The organism is Bradyrhizobium sp. SPXBL-04, assembly GCF_051853035.1.
GTDB lineage: Bacteria > Pseudomonadota > Alphaproteobacteria > Rhizobiales > Xanthobacteraceae > Bradyrhizobium > Bradyrhizobium zhanjiangense.
Map to the genome: position 1 here is coordinate 7197892 of NZ_CP182472.1, position 17064 is coordinate 7214955.

General features: G+C 64.1%; 17 protein-coding genes and 1 other RNA gene. 7 read left to right on the top strand and 11 right to left on the bottom strand.

Annotation, left to right across the window (positions count from 1 at the left end; all coding sequences use genetic code 11):
- Positions 1 to 73: 73 nt before the first annotated feature.
- Complete coding sequence (locus ACNJX8_RS34345; protein ID WP_091879244.1) at positions 74 to 427, bottom strand: YciI family protein; 354 nt, start codon at positions 425 to 427, stop codon at positions 74 to 76.
- A 150-nt stretch (positions 428 to 577) separates the two neighbouring features.
- Here ACNJX8_RS34345 and rnpB point away from each other — a divergent pair.
- An RNA gene (gene rnpB / locus ACNJX8_RS34350) (RNase P RNA component class A) lies at positions 578 to 1057 on the top strand.
- A gap of 275 nt (positions 1058 to 1332) precedes the next feature.
- On the opposite strand, the gene ACNJX8_RS34355 is transcribed toward rnpB, so the two are convergent.
- Positions 1333 to 1761, bottom strand: coding sequence for a DUF983 domain-containing protein (locus tag ACNJX8_RS34355; RefSeq protein WP_128936040.1), 429 nt, complete (start codon positions 1759 to 1761; stop codon positions 1333 to 1335).
- 79 nt (positions 1762 to 1840) lie between these two features.
- On the opposite strand from ACNJX8_RS34355, the gene ACNJX8_RS34360 reads away from it, so the two are divergent.
- On the top strand, positions 1841 to 3211 hold the full coding sequence (locus ACNJX8_RS34360) for a PLP-dependent aminotransferase family protein (protein WP_439358321.1): 1371 nt from the start codon (positions 1841 to 1843) through the stop codon (positions 3209 to 3211).
- Here ACNJX8_RS34360 and ACNJX8_RS34365 read toward each other — a convergent pair.
- The 3 genes from ACNJX8_RS34365 to ACNJX8_RS34375 form a co-directional block, all read right to left on the bottom strand.
- Positions 3208 to 3522, bottom strand: coding sequence for a hypothetical protein (locus ACNJX8_RS34365; RefSeq protein ID WP_128931407.1), 315 nt, complete (start codon positions 3520 to 3522; stop codon positions 3208 to 3210). The genes ACNJX8_RS34360 and ACNJX8_RS34365 overlap by 4 nt on opposite strands.
- Entirely contained in the window at positions 3519 to 4625 is a 1107-nt protein-coding gene (locus tag ACNJX8_RS34370) for an IS5 family transposase (protein ID WP_128937143.1), read from the bottom strand. Before ACNJX8_RS34370 ends, ACNJX8_RS34365 begins: the two co-directional genes overlap by 4 nt.
- A gap of 82 nt (positions 4626 to 4707) precedes the next feature.
- Positions 4708 to 4968 (bottom strand): hypothetical protein, encoded by a 261-nt coding sequence (locus ACNJX8_RS34375; RefSeq protein WP_164934369.1) that lies wholly within the window; start codon positions 4966 to 4968, stop codon positions 4708 to 4710.
- Positions 4969 to 5197: 229 nt separating this feature from the next.
- On the opposite strand from ACNJX8_RS34375, the gene ACNJX8_RS34380 reads away from it, so the two are divergent.
- The 3 genes from ACNJX8_RS34380 to ACNJX8_RS34390 all read left to right on the top strand — a co-directional run bounded on the left by ACNJX8_RS34380 (position 5198) and on the right by ACNJX8_RS34390 (position 7432).
- A complete protein-coding gene (locus ACNJX8_RS34380) occupies positions 5198 to 5941 on the top strand; it encodes a sulfite exporter TauE/SafE family protein (RefSeq protein ID WP_128936043.1) in 744 nt (247 codons plus the stop codon).
- Positions 5942 to 6014: 73 nt separating this feature from the next.
- Positions 6015 to 7121: an IS5 family transposase gene (locus tag ACNJX8_RS34385; protein ID WP_128937143.1), complete on the top strand. Its 1107-nt coding sequence runs from the start codon at positions 6015 to 6017 to the stop codon at positions 7119 to 7121.
- The gene (locus ACNJX8_RS34390; protein ID WP_128931407.1) at positions 7118 to 7432 is read left to right on the top strand and encodes a hypothetical protein; all 315 of its coding nucleotides are present in this window, start codon (positions 7118 to 7120) and stop codon (positions 7430 to 7432) included. The genes ACNJX8_RS34385 and ACNJX8_RS34390 overlap by 4 nt, the downstream gene beginning before the upstream one ends.
- A 97-nt stretch (positions 7433 to 7529) precedes the next feature.
- Here ACNJX8_RS34390 and ACNJX8_RS34395 read toward each other — a convergent pair whose 3' ends face one another.
- The 5 genes from ACNJX8_RS34395 to ACNJX8_RS34415 all read right to left on the bottom strand — a co-directional run bounded on the left by ACNJX8_RS34395 (position 7530) and on the right by ACNJX8_RS34415 (position 14374).
- Complete coding sequence (locus tag ACNJX8_RS34395) at positions 7530 to 8936, bottom strand: MATE family efflux transporter (protein WP_439358323.1); 1407 nt, start codon at positions 8934 to 8936, stop codon at positions 7530 to 7532.
- 53 nt (positions 8937 to 8989) lie between these two features.
- Positions 8990 to 10789 carry an ABC transporter ATP-binding protein gene (locus tag ACNJX8_RS34400; RefSeq protein ID WP_439358324.1) on the bottom strand — a complete coding sequence of 600 codons (1800 nt, stop codon included), beginning with the start codon at positions 10787 to 10789 and terminating at the stop codon, positions 8990 to 8992.
- A gap of 72 nt (positions 10790 to 10861) precedes the next feature.
- The gene (locus ACNJX8_RS34405) at positions 10862 to 11026 is read right to left on the bottom strand and encodes a hypothetical protein (RefSeq protein ID WP_164940314.1); all 165 of its coding nucleotides are present in this window, start codon (positions 11024 to 11026) and stop codon (positions 10862 to 10864) included.
- A 239-nt stretch (positions 11027 to 11265) separates the two neighbouring features.
- The gene (locus ACNJX8_RS34410; RefSeq protein ID WP_439358325.1) at positions 11266 to 12849 is read right to left on the bottom strand and encodes a DHA2 family efflux MFS transporter permease subunit; all 1584 of its coding nucleotides are present in this window, start codon (positions 12847 to 12849) and stop codon (positions 11266 to 11268) included.
- A 208-nt stretch (positions 12850 to 13057) separates the two neighbouring features.
- Positions 13058 to 14374 carry an HlyD family efflux transporter periplasmic adaptor subunit gene (locus ACNJX8_RS34415; protein WP_439358326.1) on the bottom strand — a complete coding sequence of 439 codons (1317 nt, stop codon included), beginning with the start codon at positions 14372 to 14374 and terminating at the stop codon, positions 13058 to 13060.
- 197 nt (positions 14375 to 14571) lie between these two features.
- Between ACNJX8_RS34415 and ACNJX8_RS34420 the strand changes: the two genes are divergently transcribed.
- Positions 14572 to 15204: a TetR/AcrR family transcriptional regulator gene (locus ACNJX8_RS34420; protein ID WP_128936049.1), complete on the top strand. Its 633-nt coding sequence runs from the start codon at positions 14572 to 14574 to the stop codon at positions 15202 to 15204.
- Positions 15205 to 15258: 54 nt separating this feature from the next.
- The gene (locus ACNJX8_RS34425; protein ID WP_128937786.1) at positions 15259 to 15600 is read left to right on the top strand and encodes a DUF6665 family protein; all 342 of its coding nucleotides are present in this window, start codon (positions 15259 to 15261) and stop codon (positions 15598 to 15600) included.
- A 109-nt stretch (positions 15601 to 15709) separates the two neighbouring features.
- Here ACNJX8_RS34425 and ACNJX8_RS34430 read toward each other — a convergent pair whose 3' ends face one another.
- Complete coding sequence (locus tag ACNJX8_RS34430; RefSeq protein WP_128936051.1) at positions 15710 to 16921, bottom strand: extensin-like domain-containing protein; 1212 nt, start codon at positions 16919 to 16921, stop codon at positions 15710 to 15712.
- Between the last annotated feature and the right edge of the window lie 143 nt (positions 16922 to 17064).

A 17064-nucleotide genomic window follows, 5' to 3' on the forward strand; every position in this document is an offset into this window, starting at 1 on the left:
ACACGATCACTCTCCTCCCGTCATTCCCGGGCGCGGCAAGGCCACGAGCCCGGAATGACGAAGGTGAGAGTTGTCACTTCTCATACACCCAGATCGGCCGCACCTCGATCGACCCGATGCGCGCACTGGGAATCCGCGCCGCAATCTCGATCGCGGCGTCGAGATCCTTGGCCTCGATCAGATAGTAGCCGCCGAGTTGCTCGCGCGTTTCCGCGAACGGACCATCGGTCGTCAGCGTCTTGCCGTCGCGCACGCGCACCGTGGTCGCGGTCGTGGTCGGCCGGAGCCGATCGCCGGCCTTGAAATTGCCGTTCCGGATGATGGATTGCGTGAAGGCCTCATACTCCGCCGACATCTTCTGAGTGGTTCCCGTGTCAATCTTCGCGTACTCGGCCTCGTTCTGGTAGATCATCAGCAGATACTGCATCGCTTCACTCCTGTTGTTCGGCTCTCTCGCCGGCATCCAGTCGAACGGGGCACGCTCCAAACGACATCTTCAGGATAAATTATTTCGGGCCAAGCGTGCGCGGCGATATCGGCTTGACGGAACCGTCACAAATGCTCCATGCGTAGACCGTCAGTCGGCCGGACGGCCGCTCCGGCAGGGGCCGAAAGGCCGCCGGGGAGGAAAGTCCGGGCTCCCTTGACATGCGGTGCCGGATAACGTCCGGCGGGGGTAACCCCAGGGAAAGTGCCACAGAAAACGAACCGCCCGCCTTCGCCCCTTCGGGCTATGGCGTGACAAGCCCGCGAGGCTCGCCACGCCGAAGCAGCGCAAGCTGCATAGGCGGGTAAGGGTGAAAAGGTGCGGTAAGAGCGCACCGCGGCTGCGGCAACGGAGCCGGCATGGTAAACCCCACCGGGAGCAAAACCGAATAGGGACGGCGTAGCGGGCTGTTCGCGCAAGCGATAACGCCGCGGGGCGATGTCAGGCCCGCCGTCCGGGTAGGTTGCTCGAGGCCATGTGCAAACATGACCCCAGAGGAATGGCCGTCACGTACCGTTCGCGCAAGCGGGCGGTGCCCTACAGAACCCGGCTTACAGGCCGGCTGATGTTCTAAAGCGTTTTCGAGCGAAGTGGGTTTCCGGTTCGCGTGAAGAAAACGCCTCTTGCTGAGCAAGCAACGAGAGGTTCGGCGTGAATGCGCCGGGCCCCTCACCATTTTAGGGGCAAGCGCAGCCATTTAAATGGCGTCATTCCGGGGCGCGAAGCGAGAGCCCGGAATCCATCGGACGGCACAGTTGGTGGAGGAATGGATTCCGGGTTCGTGCCGCGCACGCCCCGGAATGCGATGTAGCGGCCGGCCGCGCGATGTAGACTCTGTCGCCGCGTCAGGCCGCGCGCGTATTCGCCTTCACGAGGACGGGTGCAAGCTCGCCGGCCTCGCGCCGCAGCTTGCTCGCCTCGAAACCGTGCATGCCAAGCTGCCATTGCAGCCCGACGATGGCGCCCTTGGTCGGTTGCAGTAATGCGAGCGACGCGAACAGGGTCACCGGCAGCCACACCGCGAGTTGCAGCCACTCCGGCGGCGCGTAGGCCGTCTCGACCGCGAGGATGGCCGGCACCACGAGATGGCCGACGATGACCATCACGAGGTAAGCCGGAAAATCATCGGCGCGTTGGTGGAACAGCTCCTCGCCGCAGTGGTCGCAAGCGTGAGCCACTTTCAGGAAGCGGCCGAACAGGTGCCCTTCCCCGCAATTCGGGCATTTGCCGCCGAAGCCGCGCCACATCGCCTTTGCCAGAGAGACCGTCGCCATGACCACACCTCTTCCTTTTCAACGATCCATACAATAATATATTGCATCCATACATTCAAAGGATGTGAGCCTATATTGCATGGATTGGACCCCTACAATCTCGGAGCTCTCGGGCCCGCGCTACCAGCGCATCGTCGAAGCCATGGAGGCCGACATTGCCGCAGGGAGGCTGGTGCGCGGCCAGCAATTGCCGACGCAGCGGGCACTCGCGAAAGCACTCGGCATCGATCTCACCACGGTGACGCGCGCCTACACCGAAGCCCGGCGCCGCGGCATCATGGAAGCCCGGGTCGGACAGGGCTCGTTCGTGTCGGAGACCAGCGCGCGCCGTGCGGTCGACATGCCGCATCCCGTCGCGATTGATCTCTCGATGAATGTGCCGCCGCATCCGCTGGAGGCGCAGCTCGACGAGCGCATCATCGCCGGAATGGAGTCCATCCGCGCGCAATCGGGCCTGACGGCGCATCTCAACTATCAACCGCCCGGCGGCAGCGCGCATGAGCGCGAGATCGCAGCGCGCTGGATGCGCGCACGCGTTCCGCATGCACATGCCGACAGGCTCGTGATCTTTCCGGGCGCGCAAACGATCCTGTTCAACGTGCTCGCCCATCTCGCGCGGCCCCACGAAATCGTGCTGACGGAAGCGCTCACCTTTCCCGGCATCAAGGCCGCCGCCGCACGGCTCGGCGTCAAGCTCGTCGGTGTCGCCATGGATGACGGCGGCATCCTGCCCGACGCGCTGGCGAAGGCCTGCCGCGCGCACAGCCCGAAGGCCGTCTATCTCATTCCGACGCTGCACAATCCGACCACGGCGACATTGTCCGCCGAGCGGCGGAATGCGATCGCAAAGATCATCAGCGATGCCGGTACGACGCTGATCGAGGACGACGCCTACGGGCTGCTCGATCGCTCGGCATCGCCGATCGCGAACCTCATTCCGGAGCGGACTTATCTCGCGACCACGCTGTCAAAATGCATCGCGCCGGCGCTGCGCGTCGCCTATCTGTTGGCGCCCGACAACGACGCGCAGCAGACGATGCGCAGCCATCTGCAGGCCACCGTGCAGATGCCGGCGCCGCTGATGGTCGCGCTGGTCACGCATTGGATCGAGACCGGCATTGCCGACCGCATCATCACCGCCATCCGCAACGAGGCAGTCGGCCGCCAACAGCTCGCGCAGCGGGCGCTGAAGGGGTTTAAGTTCCTGGCCAAGCCGGCCGCTCATCATCTCTGGCTACGGCTGCCGGAGGCCCGGTCCGATGTCGTGGGGCATCTCTTGCGGAATGGACTCGCGGTGGTCGACGGCGAAGCCTTCACCGTGGATGGAACACCGCCTCATGCGGCGCGCCTCTCGCTGGGCGCAGCGCGCAACCGGGCGGAATTGACCGAGGCGCTGCGCATCCTGGTCAGCGCGCTGCAAAAGCGCACCGACACCAGGCAGATCGTCTAGCAGGCTGTTGAAGAAGTAGCCAATCGGCGGGCGATAAAAGGAATGTCGTCGCCGCCTTCGAGGCATATCTTACCTTCGAGCGAGCCATCGGCGAGCTCTTCTGCCCAACCACGGCCTTTTGCGGGCTCCATCTCGTCGTTGCCATCCCATGTGAACTCGACGGCATCGCCTTCGCAACGGCCGTATATTGCCCCGGTGAGACAATCCAGGGCGAACTCGCCACCGTCGTTTGTGAACAGGATGTAAGAGCCCGACCCGGCCATGTCGTGATCGGGCGTTTCCACGACGCGCCATTTGCCCCGCACGCTCATAGCTGCACCGCCAGCAGCTTGGGCAGGCGGATCAGATTGTAGGCGGCAAGCGCCAACGTAAAGACGGCGTCCACACGCTCGCGCCCTCGCAGCTTTACCTTGGCCAGACCGGCGGAACTCTTGATCCATCCGAACACTTCCTCAATCCGCTTGCGGCAGCGTTGGCTGATCTCGTAGCCGGCATGGCGGGTGGAGCGGGCATCGACCGCCGTCTTGCGCGGGACGCCTGTCTTGCTGAGGTGTCCGTCGATTGCGATGTGCGGCGTCACCGATCGTTCTCTCAAGTCGTGCACGAACTGCGTAACGTCATAAGCCTTGTCCGCGCCGAGCGTGACCCGCCGGCCTCTGGGATGGCAATTATCAATCAACGCCAGCGCTGTCTCTCGTTCGGCCGTACCGGTGGCCTGGCTGACAATGCCGCCGACCGCCAAACCATGGCGATTTTCCATCAGAGCATGCCCCATGTAGCAGAGCTTGGCCGGCTGCCCATCGCCCTTCTTGTACAGCCGAGCCTCCGGATCGGTGGTGCTTTGGTGCGTCTTGTTTGAACGCTTCTCCTTGTGGAAGCTGCGCTCAGCGTTACGTCCCGGCCCCCCACTGTCGTTGTCGCCTCCATCCCTTCTGCGGAAGCTCTTGATCGAAGCCCACGCCTCAATCAGCGTGCCGTCCACCGAGAAGTGGTCGCTCGACAATAGCCGCTTCACTTTCGGCTGAGCCATTACCGCGGAGAGGAACTTAGCGGCGATCTCACCCTCTAGCAGCCGGTCGCGGTTCTTGGAAAAGGTCGAGTGGTCCCACACCGGATCGTCCACGCCAAGACCGACAAACCAGCGGAACAACAGGTCGAACTCCAGCCGCTCCATCAATTGTCGTTCCGAGCGGATGCCATAGAACGCCTGCAACAACATCGCCCGAAGCAGCCTCTCCGGTGCAATCGAGGGTCGGCCAAAGTCCGTGTAAAGCCCCGCAAATGCCTTCGATAGATCGTCCAGCGCAGCGTTCACAATCTCCCGGATCTTCCGTAAGGCGTGATCCGGGCGAACCCGCGCTTCAAGATCCACGTAACTGAAGAGCGATCCAGACCGCTCGTCCGATCCCCGCATCATGGCCTCCCGATTCAACTATCGAGAGAATCACGTCCACTGCCATCCTGCCAGAGACTTCTTCAACAGCCTGCTAGACTCTTTATTGATGATGACGACGGTGGCGTGGGCGAACCACCGGCGCAACGGCTGCAGGATAAGCCGCATAGGCCTCGCTCGGGGCCACCGCCTCGCCGCGGGCTGCGCGCCCCGCGGGCGTGAGCTGGCCGCCATTGAGCACATCGCGGTCGGGATGCGCGGCCTGATAGGCTGCAGGCTCGGAAAACTGCGCCTGCGCCAATGTCGGCGTCAGGGCGGCGGCCGATAACAGCGCGGCCGCAACGGCAATGTTCATGCGGGTCATGATCATGCTCCATCATCTCATCAGGGACGGTGCGGCGTGACGCCCGGCAGGCCCCAGGATTAAAGTACGAGCGTCATGTAGGCACGTCTTCCGCGAACGCCCGCCGCTGGGGATCACGCTTGCGTGCGGTTTTGAAATTGACCTTCGCGGCCGCATCTGTGCTATGCGCCAGATGACGATCAAAAGCGGGATCGCGTTCGGCATCGCCGCTAACGACAGGAAATGATTGGTGGAAACGTCCACTTACGCGCTGCTGCTGTTCGGCGCGCTGGCCGGCGGCTTCGTCTCGGGACTGGCCGGCTTCGGCACGGCACTGATGGCGCTCGGCATCTGGCTCTATGTGCTGCCGCCGTCGCTTGCGGTGCCGCTGGTGCTGATCTGCTCGGTGATCGCGCAAACCTCAACGCTACCGTCGATGTGGAAGAGTTTTGACCTCTCGCTGGTCTGGCCGTTCCTGATCGGCGGACTGATCGGCGTGCCACTGGGAACGATGATGGTCGCCTCGGCCGATCCAAAAGTGTTCAAGCTGAGCGTCGGCGTGCTGCTCCTGATCTTCTCGAGCGCGCTGTATCTGAACAAGAGGCCGCTCGCGATCAAGTTCGGCGGCCGGATCGCCGACGGCGCGATCGGCTTCGCCGGCGGCATTCTTGGCGGCCTCGCCGGACTGTCGGGCCCGCTGCCGATCCTGTGGGCCAACATCCGCGGCTGGAACAAGCACGAGCGACGCGGCATCTTCCAGCTCTTCAATTTCACGGTGCTCGCGACCGCGCTCGCGTTGCAGACCGCGTCGGGCCTTGTCGAACTCAAAGTGGTCTGGCTCGCGCTGGTCGCGTTTCCGGGCACACTGATCGGCGCATGGGCAGGCGCGCGGGTCTATCACGCCCTGAGCGACAAGCATTTTGGCGATGTCGTGCTCGGCCTCCTATTTCTGTCGGGCCTCGGCCTCGTCTGGAATAGTGTTGGCACGCACTAACAGGCTGTTGAAGAAGTCTCTGGCAGGATGGCAGTGGACGTGATTCTCTCGATAGTTGAATCGGGAGGCCATGATGCGGGGATCGGACGAGCGGTCTGGATCGCTCTTCAGTTACGTGGATCTTGAAGCGCGGGTTCGCCCGGATCACGCCTTACGGAAGATCCGGGAGATTGTGAACGCTGCGCTGGACGATCTATCGAAGGCATTTGCGGGGCTTTACACGGACTTTGGCCGACCCTCGATTGCACCGGAGAGGCTGCTTCGGGCGATGTTGTTGCAGGCGTTCTATGGCATCCGCTCGGAACGACAATTGATGGAGCGGCTGGAGTTCGACCTGTTGTTCCGCTGGTTTGTCGGTCTTGGCGTGGACGATCCGGTGTGGGACCACTCGACCTTTTCCAAGAACCGCGACCGGCTGCTAGAGGGTGAGATCGCCGCTAAGTTCCTCTCCGCGGTAATGGCTCAGCCGAAAGTGAAGCGGCTATTGTCGAGCGACCACTTCTCGGTGGACGGCACGCTGATTGAGGCGTGGGCTTCGATCAAGAGCTTCCGCAGAAGGGATGGAGGCGACAACGACAGTGGGGGGCCGGGACGTAACGCTGAGCGCAGCTTCCACAAGGAGAAGCGTTCAAACAAGACGCACCAAAGCACCACCGATCCGGAGGCTCGGCTGTACAAGAAGGGCGATGGGCAGCCGGCCAAGCTCTGCTACATGGGGCATGCTCTGATGGAAAATCGCCATGGTTTGGCGGTCGGCGGCATTGTCAGCCAGGCCACCGGTACGGCCGAACGAGAGACAGCGCTGGCGTTGATTGATAATTGCCATCCCAGAGGCCGGCGGGTCACGCTCGGCGCGGACAAGGCTTATGACGTTACGCAGTTCGTGCACGACTTGAGAGAACGATCGGTGACGCCGCACATCGCAATCGACGGACACCTCAGCAAGACAGGCGTCCCGCGCAAGACGGCGGTCGATGCCCGCTCCACCCGCCATGCCGGCTACGAGATCAGCCAACGCTGCCGCAAGCGGATTGAGGAAGTGTTCGGATGGATCAAGAGTTCCGCCGGTCTGGCCAAGGTAAAGCTGCGAGGGCGCGAGCGTGTGGACGCCGTCTTTACGTTGGCGCTTGCCGCCTACAATCTGATCCGCCTGCCCAAGCTGCTGGCGGTGCAGCTATGAGCGTGCGGGGCAAATGGCGCGTCGTGGAAACGCCCGATCACGACATGGCCGGGTCGGGCTCTTACATCCTGTTCACAAACGACGGTGGCGAGTTCGCCCTGGATTGTCTCACCGGGGCAATATACGGCCGTTGCGAAGGCGATGCCGTCGAGTTCACATGGGATGGCAACGACGAGATGGAGCCCGCAAAAGGCCGTGGTTGGGCAGAAGAGCTCGCCGATGGCTCGCTCGAAGGTAAGATATGCCTCGAAGGCGGCGACGACATTCCTTTTATCGCCCGCCGATTGGCTACTTCTTCAACAGCCTGCTAAAGCATGATCCGGAAAAGCGCGTAGCGGTTTTCCGAAAAGATCATGCTCAAACAACAACCTAAAGCGCGATGACGATTCATCCTAATCTCATCGCGCTTTAGGCGGGCACGCGTGCGGGAGGCGCGACTGGCTCGGTCCCCGCCTGCTCCATGGGTTGCTCCGGACGGGGCGATACCAGTCGCTTCATGAATTCGCGGCGCAACAACCACAAGCTCAGCGCAGCCTGGAGCGTCGTCGCAGCGATCGACAAGTACCACACGTGCTCCATGCGGAAGCCCGGCCGCGTCGACAGCCAGATCGCCGGCAGCGAATAAGTGAACACGCGCGTCGCCGAGCTCAACAGCACCGGCTTGGTGTTACCGAGGCCCTGGAACATGCTCGAGCAGGTGAAGATCAGGCCCTGCGCCACCATGTTGAGCGAGATGATCCGCAGGAACAGGAAGGCGATCTCCATCGTCTCCCTGTCGTTCGAGAATCCGGCGAGCAGCAGTTCCGGCTTCAGCTGCGCAAGAATCATGAAGCCGATCATCACGACGGTGGTGATCAGCGCCGCCTTGACGAAGGTTTCGCGCACGCGCGCGCCGTTTGCAGTGCCGACGTTCTGGCCGGCGATCGGCCCGGCCGCCAGCGCGACCGCGAGCGCCGGCATCTGGATCAGGCCGAGCACGCGCTGTCCGATGCCGAATCCCGCCTGCGCCGCCGCGCCGAAATCGCGCAGCACGTAGTAGACCACCGCCATGAGGATGAACATCATCGCGAATTCGCCGCCGGCGGGCAGCCCGACATTGAGGATGCGCTTCAAATGGCGCGGCTGCGGGCGCCACTGCGTCGCGTCGAACGCGACGTAGCGCTCGACCTTGCGGAAGTACGCCAGCAGCATCAGGACGCCGATCACCACCGCGATCGAGCTTGCCAGCCCCGCGCCGGCAACGCCGAGTGCGTAGCCCGTGCCCCAGCCCGCGATCAGCACCGGCGCCAACGCAATGTTGATGACGACCGCGAGCGCCTGCACCAGCATGGCGGGACGCACGATGCCGGTCGCGCGCAGCGCAGACGCCATCACCTGTGTGGCGAATTGCAACGCGAGCGCCGGCATGAACCACAACAGATAGATGGTCCCCGCCTCGATCGTCGCCTGGTCCGCGGCAATCGAACGCATGTAGAGGCGCGACAATGCTGCTCCCATGGCCAGAGTCAGCAAGCCGAACAGCACCGACAGCGCGATCGCCTGGTTGAAGATCAAATTGGCGTCCTGCCGATCCTTGCGTCCCACCGCATGTGCGATCAGCGCAACGGTGCCAACGCCGAGCACCTGCATCAGCGCGTTGACGAGAAATCCGGCGTTGCCGGCCGCGGCGACGCCCGCGACCGCCGCATCGCCCAGTCCCGAGACGAAGTAGAGATCGACCAGCTGGCAGACCATGATCGTGACCATGCCGACCATGATCGGCGGCGCCATGTGCAGGATGTGGCTCACGATGGAGCCGTTTGTCAGGTCTTTCATGTCCGTCCATCCTTGGCGCCGTAACATCGGGACGTTCGCCCCTGCCGCGCGCCTCATTCCGCTGCTGCGATATGTCCGAGCTCCACCACCTGGCGCTCGAACAGGCCGCGATAGATGCCGCCGGGCTTGGCCGCGAGCACCGCATGCGTGCCCTGCTCGACGATCTCGCCGCGGTCGAACACCAGGATGCGATCGAGGCTCTTCACCGTTGACAGGCGGTGCGCGATCACGATCGAGGTGCGGCCCTTCATCAGCCGCTCCATCGCCTGCTGGATCAGCGCCTCAGATTCCGAATCGAGGCTCGAGGTCGCCTCGTCCAGGATCAGCACCGGCGCATCCGCCAGGAAGGCGCGCGCCAGCGCGACGCGCTGCCGCTCGCCGCCCGACAGCTTCACACCGCGCTCGCCGACCAGCGTGCCGTAGCCCTTGGGCAGGCGCAGGATGAAGTCGTGCGCATTCGCAAGCCGCGCCGCCTGCTCGATCGCCTGCAGGCTGGCACCCGGACGGCCATAGGCGATGTTCTCGGCGAGCGAGCGGTGGAACAGGATCGGCTCCTGCTGCACGATCGCGATCTGGCTGCGCAGCGATTGCTGCGTGGCCAGCGCGATGTCCTGGCCGTCGATCAGCACGCGGCCGCCGGAGACGTCGTAAAGCCGCTGCACCAGCTTGACGAAGGTCGTCTTGCCGGAGCCGGAGCGGCCGACGAGACCGACCCGCTCGCCGGCGCGGATCGTCAGCGACAGCCCGTCATATAGCGGCGCGCGATGGCCGCCATAAAGGAACGTGACGTCGTCGAACACGATCTCGCCGCCCTCGATCGCGATCGGCCGCGCGTCGGAAGCATCCGCAATGCCGATCGGCTCCTCGTGGATCGCCACCAGCTCGTCCATGTCGTTGACCGAGCGCTGAAGGTTGTTGATGTGCATGCCGACGTCGCGCAAGTAGGCGTGGATGACGTAGTAGCTCGTCAGCACATAGGTGACGTCGCCGGGCGAGGCGTGACCTGACATCCACAGCAGCACCGATCCGCCGATCACGGACGCGCGCAGGCACAGCAGCAAGGAAAGCTGCGACATGGCCGTGTAATTGTAGCGCAGCCAGGTCCGCCGCACGCGCACGCGCCAACGGCCAACGACGCGGGCGAGCCGCGCTTCCTCGCGCGCTTCGGCACCGAACGACTTCACCACGGCGTTGCAGGTCAGCGCATCCGCCAGCGTGCCTCCGACCTTGGTATCCCAGGCATTGGAGACGCGGGCCGCCGGCGCGATGTAGCGGGTCGAGAACACGACCGTGATCGTGACGTAGAAGATCGCCCCGAGCGCGATCACCAGGCCGAGCGAGGCCCAGTGCATGCCGATCAGGACCATCGAGCCGATCAGCACCAGCAGCGACGGCGCCAGCGCCAGCAGGATGGTGTCGTTGAGCAGGTCGAGCGCCCACATGCCGCGCGTGATCTTGCGCACCGTGGAGCCGGCAAAGGAGTTCGCGTGCCAATCGGTCGAGAAGCGCTGCACGCGGGTGAACGCGTCCTGCGCGACATCGGACATGATCTTCAACGTGAACGGCACGATCGCCTGGAGGCCGACGAGCCGCAGCACCATCGAGGCCGCGCCCAGCGCCACAATGGCGCCGAACGCCATGAGCGCCGCGTGGCGCGCGTCCGGATCGGACGGGCCGCGCGTCAGCGCATCGACCAGATGCCCGGAGAATACCGGCATGAACAGGTCGGCGATGGTCGCACCCAAGAGGCCGCCGGCCACGATGAGGCCGCGCCCGGGCTGCTTCAGCCAGTGCCGGAACACGAAGGGCAGCACCACGCGAATCGCGGCGGGCTTTTTGGACAGAGCGGTCATGACATCATCCGGCCGCACGCGCGGGCCGGCTCCATCGATGGACGCAGGCCGGCCGCGAGGGCCGAAACGGCGTCACTCAAAACTGACTTTGACTTGGGAAGCGGAGCGATCGGGGCGCTTGGCCGAAACCTTGGCCCAATCGAAGCTGGCGGAAAGGGCCCCTACGAGGCCGAGCACATACCGAGCCAGAACATCGAGCGCGGGCGTGCGATCTGCGAATGCGACGAAATCATGCAAATCTCTCCCCGGTTCGATTGAATGAGGTGCGCTTTATAGATGTGTCGTTCGCGATTTGCAACGGGGCTCGCGCGAGATCACGGATGAGTGTTGCAATTTGGTGCGGCTTTGGTGCGCATCAACGCCGTCATGCCCCGCGGAGGCGGGGCATCCAGTATTCCAGAGGTAGTGTTTCAATCGATAAGCCGCGGCGTACTGGATCGCCCGCCTTCGCGGGCGATGACATCGAGAGTGCCGCGTCAATGCGCGTCGCCGCTGCCGGTCATCGCGGCCGGCTTGTTCAGCAGCGCGACCAGCAGGCTGAGGCCGAGATAGAACAGCGTCAGCATGAAGAAGGCATCGCCGAAGCTCATCACCACGGCCTGGCGGTGCACGAGCTGGGAGAGCTGTTTCATCGCCATCAGCGTGGAATCGCCGAGCCCCTGGAATTTCTGCATGAACATGGTCAGGGTTTCGGTCGCGGTCGCGTTGCCCCAGGTCACGCGCTCCTGCAGGCGCGTGATGTGCAGATCGGTGCGATCGTTGAGCACGGTGTTGATGATGGCGAGCCCGACCGCGCCGCCGAGATTGCGCATCAGGTTGAACAGGCCGCTCGCGTTCTTCACCCGATCAGGCGCCAGCGTGCCCAGCGCGATGTTGTTGGTCGGCACCATCGCGAACATCATGCCGATGCCGCGCAGGATCTGCGGCACCAGCAGCTCGTAGAAATCATAGTCGCGGGTGATCCAGGTCATCTGGTAGGAGCCGATCGCGAACACGACGAGGCCGAACGCGATCATGTAGCGCATGTCGAACTTCACCATGAGACGGCCGACCAGCGGCGCGACCAGGAACATGGTGATGCCGGAGACGAACATGGTCTCGCCGATCATCAGCGCGCTGTAGCCGCGCACTTCGGCGAGATAGCGCGGATAGATATAGGTCAGGCCATAGAGGCCGATACCGATGCAGAACTGCAGGAGGCAGCCGATCGCGAAGTTGCGGTTGGAGAAGGTGCGCAAATTGACGATCGGCTCGGCCGCCGTGAAGACGCGCCAGAAGAAGGCGATCGCCGAGATCGCGCAGATCCAGGCGCAGATCGCCACCGAGGTGTCCTGCAGCCACTCATACTGCGGACCTTCCTCCAGCACATATTCGAGCGTGCCGAGAAAGCCGGCCATGAACAGCAGGCCCCACCAGTCGAAGCGGTCGAGCAGCTCGAAATGCGGCTCGTCGAAATCGACCAGCGCCAGCACGCCCAAGGTGATGCTGATGCCGGGCACGACGTTGATGAAGAACAGCCAGTTCCACGACATCAGGTCGGTGATGTAGCCGCCGACGGTCGGCCCGATGGTCGGGGCCAGCGTCGCGACGAGACCGATGATGGGACCGACGATGTGGAATTTCGTGCGCGGGAAGACGGTATAGGCCGAGGCGAACACCGTCGGAATCATGCCTGCGCCGAGGAAGCCTTGCAGCGCGCGCCAGAGGATCATCTCCTCGATCGTGGAGGCGAAGCCGCAGAGCAGGCTCGAGAAGGTGAAGCCGGCGGCCGAGATCGCGAACAGCAGCCGCGTACCGAAAGCGCGCGATAGAAATCCCGACAGCGGGATCGCGATCACTTCGGCGATCAGATAGGCAGTCTGGACCCAGGAGACCTCGCTGGAGCTCGCCGACAGGCCGGCCTGGATCTCGCTCAGGGAGGCCGAGACGATCTGGATGTCCAGGATCGACATGAACATCCCGAACACCATGATGATGAAGGCAAACAGCCGCTTCGGCGCGATGCGCTCCGAAGCGGGATCCGCCATCATGGCAGGTGAAGCGGTGGTGGCGTTGGCCATGGTGTCAGTTCGGGCTCGAGCAGGGTGCGAGGTCGGTGAACCTCTCCCGCTTGCGGGAGAGGTCGCGCCGAAGGCGCGGGTGAGGGCTTTCTCCTCTAGGGGATTGTCCCGTTGCGGAGGCACCCTCTCCCCTGCCCTCTCCCGCAAGCGGGAGAGGGAGCGCAGCTGCACTCGGAGCTAGAGTGTCGCGGCTCATGAGTGATCAATCCTACTGTGGGTGGATCGCGGTGGGATCGTCGAGATCGACCTCGCTGTCGGCGTCGGCCGCACCCTTGTTGGTGTCGACGGTGGCGTAGACCGACATGCCGGCGCGGAGCAGGTTCTGCTTCGCCACTGACTTCGGCACGCGGATGCGCACCGGCACGCGCTGCACGATCTTGGTGAAATTGCCGGTGGCATTGTCAGGCGGCAGCAGCGTGAACACCGAGCCTGCGCCCGCCGCGATGCTGTCGACCACACCCGAGAACTTGCGCATGCCGTAGGCATCGACCTTGATCGTCACCGGCTGGCCGGGACGGATGCGCTTGAGCTGCGTTTCCTTGAAATTGGCGTCGATATAGACGGCATCGAGCGGCACGACGTTGCCGAGGCGCTGGCCGACCGCGACGAAATCGCCGGCGCTGACCAGGCGATTGGAGAACGTGCCGTCGACAGGTGCGCGGACCGCGGTGAAGCTGAGGTCGCGCTCGGCCTTGGCGAGCGTGGTCTTGAGCTCGGCGAGCTGCGCCTGCGCTTCGGCCTGCTGCGCCTTGGCGACATCGACATTGCTGACCGCGACGTCGTAGGCGGCCTGCGCAGCCTTGACCGCGGCGGCGCCCTGATCGCGTCCGGCTTCCGAGCTCTCGAAGGTGGCGCGCGAGGCAAAGCCCTTGTTGCTCAGCGCCTGCTGACGCTCATAATCGAGATCGGCGCGCTTGAGGCCCGCCTCAGCCGAGACGAGCTGCGCCTTGGCCTGCGCGACCTGGCTGTCGAGCGCGGCAACCTGGCGGCCGATGCGATCGATCGTGGCCTGCTGGGTCGCGATCTTGGTCGCGGCGGCATCGACCGCAATCTTGTAGTCGCCGTCGTCGATGCGGAAGACGACGTCGCCGGCGCGAACCGGCGCGTTGTCGCCGGCGAGGATCGAGGAGATGTGACCGGCGACGCGCGCGCCGAGCATGGTGTTGTTGGCGCGGACATAGGCGTCGTCGGTGGAGATGTAGAAGCGGCCGACCAGCGTGTAGTAGCCGGCATAGCTCGCGACCGCGAGCGCCAACAGCAAGCCGACGCCCATCAGGACGAATTTGCGCTTGCCGGATTTGGGCACGCCGGCAGCAGCGCTATCGGCAGGTACAGCCGGGGCCGCCCTGTCGGTGGCGGGCTTCTCGGCCACCTCGGTGGTGCGGCGCTTGGTTTCCTCGGCCACATGAGCGCGCAATTGCTCGGCCAGGACGGCGGGTTTCTCGGCCGCAGCGTCACCGCCGGTCTGCTCGTCCACCGCTTCCTGGCGAAGGACGCGCGCAGCCTGGTCTCTCGATACGGCCATAAAGGCCTCCCCAAAAAAGCGCGACCAAGGGCAGGCCGTCCTGCGGCCTGTTCCCTCTCGCTCATCTCAAATACCATTGACCGAACCGTTCGGTCAATCTATATTATATTCCTGTCCCGGGACCTAAGGGCTCGAATCCTTTATTTGCGCTTCATGGCGTCAGACCCGATCCAGAAACCTTCCGAGACCCTAAACCAATGGTTGTAGCTGCCAGCGAACATCTGCACGTCGTCCATGAGGAGGATAGCTCCAAGCGCCGCCAGATCCTGGACGGTGCTCGCAAGGTGTTCATGGCGCTCGGTTTCGACGGGGCCAGCATGGGCGAGATCGCGCGCGCCGCGCAGGTCTCAAAGGGCACGCTCTATGTCTACTTCGCCGACAAATGCGCGCTGTTCGAAGCCATCCTCGAAGAGGAGGCGCTCCAGCACGGCCAGGTCGTGTTCAATTTCGATCCCGCGCGCGATGCCGAAACCACGCTGAAGGAGTTCGGCCGGGCCTACATCCATCTGCTCTGCCGCCCCGGCGGCGGATCGGCGATCCGCACCGTGATGGCGATCGCCGAGCGCATGCCCGATGTCGGCCGCCGCTACTATGGGCGGGTGTTGGACAAGACCATCAACCGCCTCTCCGAGTATCTCAGAGCCCATGTCGCCTCCGGTGATCTCGAGATCGACGATTGCGATCTTGCTGCCTCGCAATTCATGGAACTCTGCAAGGCCTCACTCTTCCTGCCCTTTGTCTTCCAGGCCGCACCTGCACCATCGGAACAACGGATGACCGAGGTGGTCGACAGCGCGACGCGGATGTTCCTGGCGGCGTACCGGAAGTAACGGCAAGCAGGCGGCGCGTTGCGCAGGCCGGCGCCGCGGCCCTATATTGCGGCCATGTCTCGTGATCTTCGCCCGCCGGTCGATATCCTCCATTATGAGATCGTCCAGGAACAGGCCTCGGCGCTCGGACGGATGGGCCGCGCTCTCGAACAGACGCTGACGCGCCTCCGCGAGTTCGACGCCGCCCACGCGCTCTCGGACACACCGGCCTCGTTGCAACCGGCGAGGCGGAAGCTGGTCGCGGAAGCCGGCCAGGCGCTCTGGATGTTCGTGGTGCAACGGGAGGCGTCCGGCTTGCGCGACAGCCGCCACATCATGCGGACCTACAACGTCCCCGGCGAGGTGCAGCGGTGCATGGGGCTGGTCCCCGTGCTGTCGAAGCCGACTTCGAAATGATCTGCTAATTAGGTCGAGCTACGCCCATCGTAGCCCGCATGGAGCGAAGCGGAATGCGGGGATACCTGTCCCGGATTGCGCGTCATCCGGCTACAGGGTTTTGCAAGCCTCAATCGTCGGCGTACTCGTCCTCTTCGCGCTTGTGCGCGGTGCTCTTGCGGCCGAGCGAACCGGTCACGGAAGGATCGCGCGCGTTCGCATACGGACTACGTGACTGCGCACGCGCGGCGACCTCTTCGCCGGAGACGGCGGCGGGCTGGCAGATCAGGCGACGGCTGGCGCGGCGCATCAGGTCGACGTGGATGTGATCGTAGTGATAGACGTTGGAGCCCGGTGCGAGCACCGTGGTGAAATGCGCGCAGGCGCCGGACTGCACGTCGCGCAAAAACCCCTGCTCTTCCGGCATGCCGCGCCAGCCGTCCTTCACCGTGACGCGGCGGCCGTCGGCGAGCACGAAGGCGGATATGTCGAGCGCATTGCCGAAGGCGTGCTCGGAGATGTGGGCGCGCGAGTTGCCGTTCATGCCGCGGCAGGAATAGGCGGAGATCTGCTTGATCTCGGCGACGCGGACGCCGAACCAGCGCATGGCCGAGGGCTGTACGGTGTCGGCGAGCCAGCGGTCGAGCTCGGACACGATCGGACAGGCCAGCGTCGCAGTCGGCTTGATCGCAACGGGACCGACGGCGGTGACGGGATTGCCCTGCGCCGGGCCAAGACGCGGCAACGGCTGCTGCGCGGGCGCTTGCGAGTAAGGTGCCGGACCGGCGGGCCGCGCCGGATAGCTCGGCGCATTCATGTAGCGCGCAGCACCCGCGGCATCAGTGCCCTCGGGCGGCAGGTCGATCTCGTCTTCCTGCGGTGCCACGCCGGGCGCGTTCAGCGACATCGGACCGGTTGAGCTGCCATAACCGGAAGGCTGTTGCACCGCGCTCTCGGGGTAATTCGATCGCTGCGGATAGGAGGGTGCCGGATAATTCTGGCTCTGCGGATAGTTCGATCGCGGCTGCGTCACCGGCCAGCGCGGCTGGTTGCCGATATTCCCCGGCGGACGTAGTTCCTCGTCGGCAAAGCCGTAGCTGCTGGAGGCTTCGCCGATAGCGCCGACCTTGAGCGGAAATTCGGCGCCGCACTGGCCGGGGCCGGAGATCGGATCGATGCGGACGATGTCCGCACTCTCCTTGACCGCTCCCGATTTCAGGCACGCCGCTTCCGCCTCGGCCCGCCACGGTTCGCGTTCGGCCTGAAAGAAGCCGCGTCCGCAACCCGCTAGCGAAACAAGGACGATGGAGCCGACGAGATACAAACGAACTCCGCGCGTCATGAACGCACGTTCGGCGAATTTACTTAAAGACTCTTCAACGTGTCGATTTCAGCCTTTCTTAACCATGCCGGCCCACGCGCGCCGAAATGCTGCAAGGACTGAGCGACAGCAAGACTGCCTTTTTCGGCAAGAGACATTCTGTT

Bases quoted from the DNA above. Each gene is read 5' to 3' on its own strand.
- ACNJX8_RS34345 (WP_091879244.1), bottom strand. From the start codon at position 427: ATGCAGTATCTGCTGATGATCTACCAGAACGAGGCCGAGTACGCGAAG.
- ACNJX8_RS34355 (WP_128936040.1), bottom strand. From the start codon at position 1,761: ATGGCGACGGTCTCTCTGGCAAAGGCGATGTGGCGCGGCTTCGGCGGC.
- ACNJX8_RS34360 (WP_439358321.1), top strand. From the start codon at position 1,841: ATGGATTGGACCCCTACAATCTCGGAGCTCTCGGGCCCGCGCTACCAG.
- ACNJX8_RS34365 (WP_128931407.1), bottom strand. From the start codon at position 3,522: ATGAGCGTGCGGGGCAAATGGCGCGTCGTGGAAACGCCCGATCACGAC.
- ACNJX8_RS34370 (WP_128937143.1), bottom strand. From the start codon at position 4,625: ATGCGGGGATCGGACGAGCGGTCTGGATCGCTCTTCAGTTACGTGGAT.
- ACNJX8_RS34375 (WP_164934369.1), bottom strand. From the start codon at position 4,968: ATGACCCGCATGAACATTGCCGTTGCGGCCGCGCTGTTATCGGCCGCC.
- ACNJX8_RS34385 (WP_128937143.1), top strand. From the start codon at position 6,015: ATGCGGGGATCGGACGAGCGGTCTGGATCGCTCTTCAGTTACGTGGAT.
- ACNJX8_RS34390 (WP_128931407.1), top strand. From the start codon at position 7,118: ATGAGCGTGCGGGGCAAATGGCGCGTCGTGGAAACGCCCGATCACGAC.
- ACNJX8_RS34395 (WP_439358323.1), bottom strand. From the start codon at position 8,936: ATGAAAGACCTGACAAACGGCTCCATCGTGAGCCACATCCTGCACATG.
- ACNJX8_RS34400 (WP_439358324.1), bottom strand. From the start codon at position 10,789: ATGACCGCTCTGTCCAAAAAGCCCGCCGCGATTCGCGTGGTGCTGCCC.
- ACNJX8_RS34410 (WP_439358325.1), bottom strand. From the start codon at position 12,849: ATGGCCAACGCCACCACCGCTTCACCTGCCATGATGGCGGATCCCGCT.
- ACNJX8_RS34415 (WP_439358326.1), bottom strand. From the start codon at position 14,374: ATGGCCGTATCGAGAGACCAGGCTGCGCGCGTCCTTCGCCAGGAAGCG.
- ACNJX8_RS34420 (WP_128936049.1), top strand. From the start codon at position 14,572: ATGGTTGTAGCTGCCAGCGAACATCTGCACGTCGTCCATGAGGAGGAT.
- ACNJX8_RS34425 (WP_128937786.1), top strand. From the start codon at position 15,259: ATGTCTCGTGATCTTCGCCCGCCGGTCGATATCCTCCATTATGAGATC.
- ACNJX8_RS34430 (WP_128936051.1), bottom strand. From the start codon at position 16,921: ATGACGCGCGGAGTTCGTTTGTATCTCGTCGGCTCCATCGTCCTTGTT.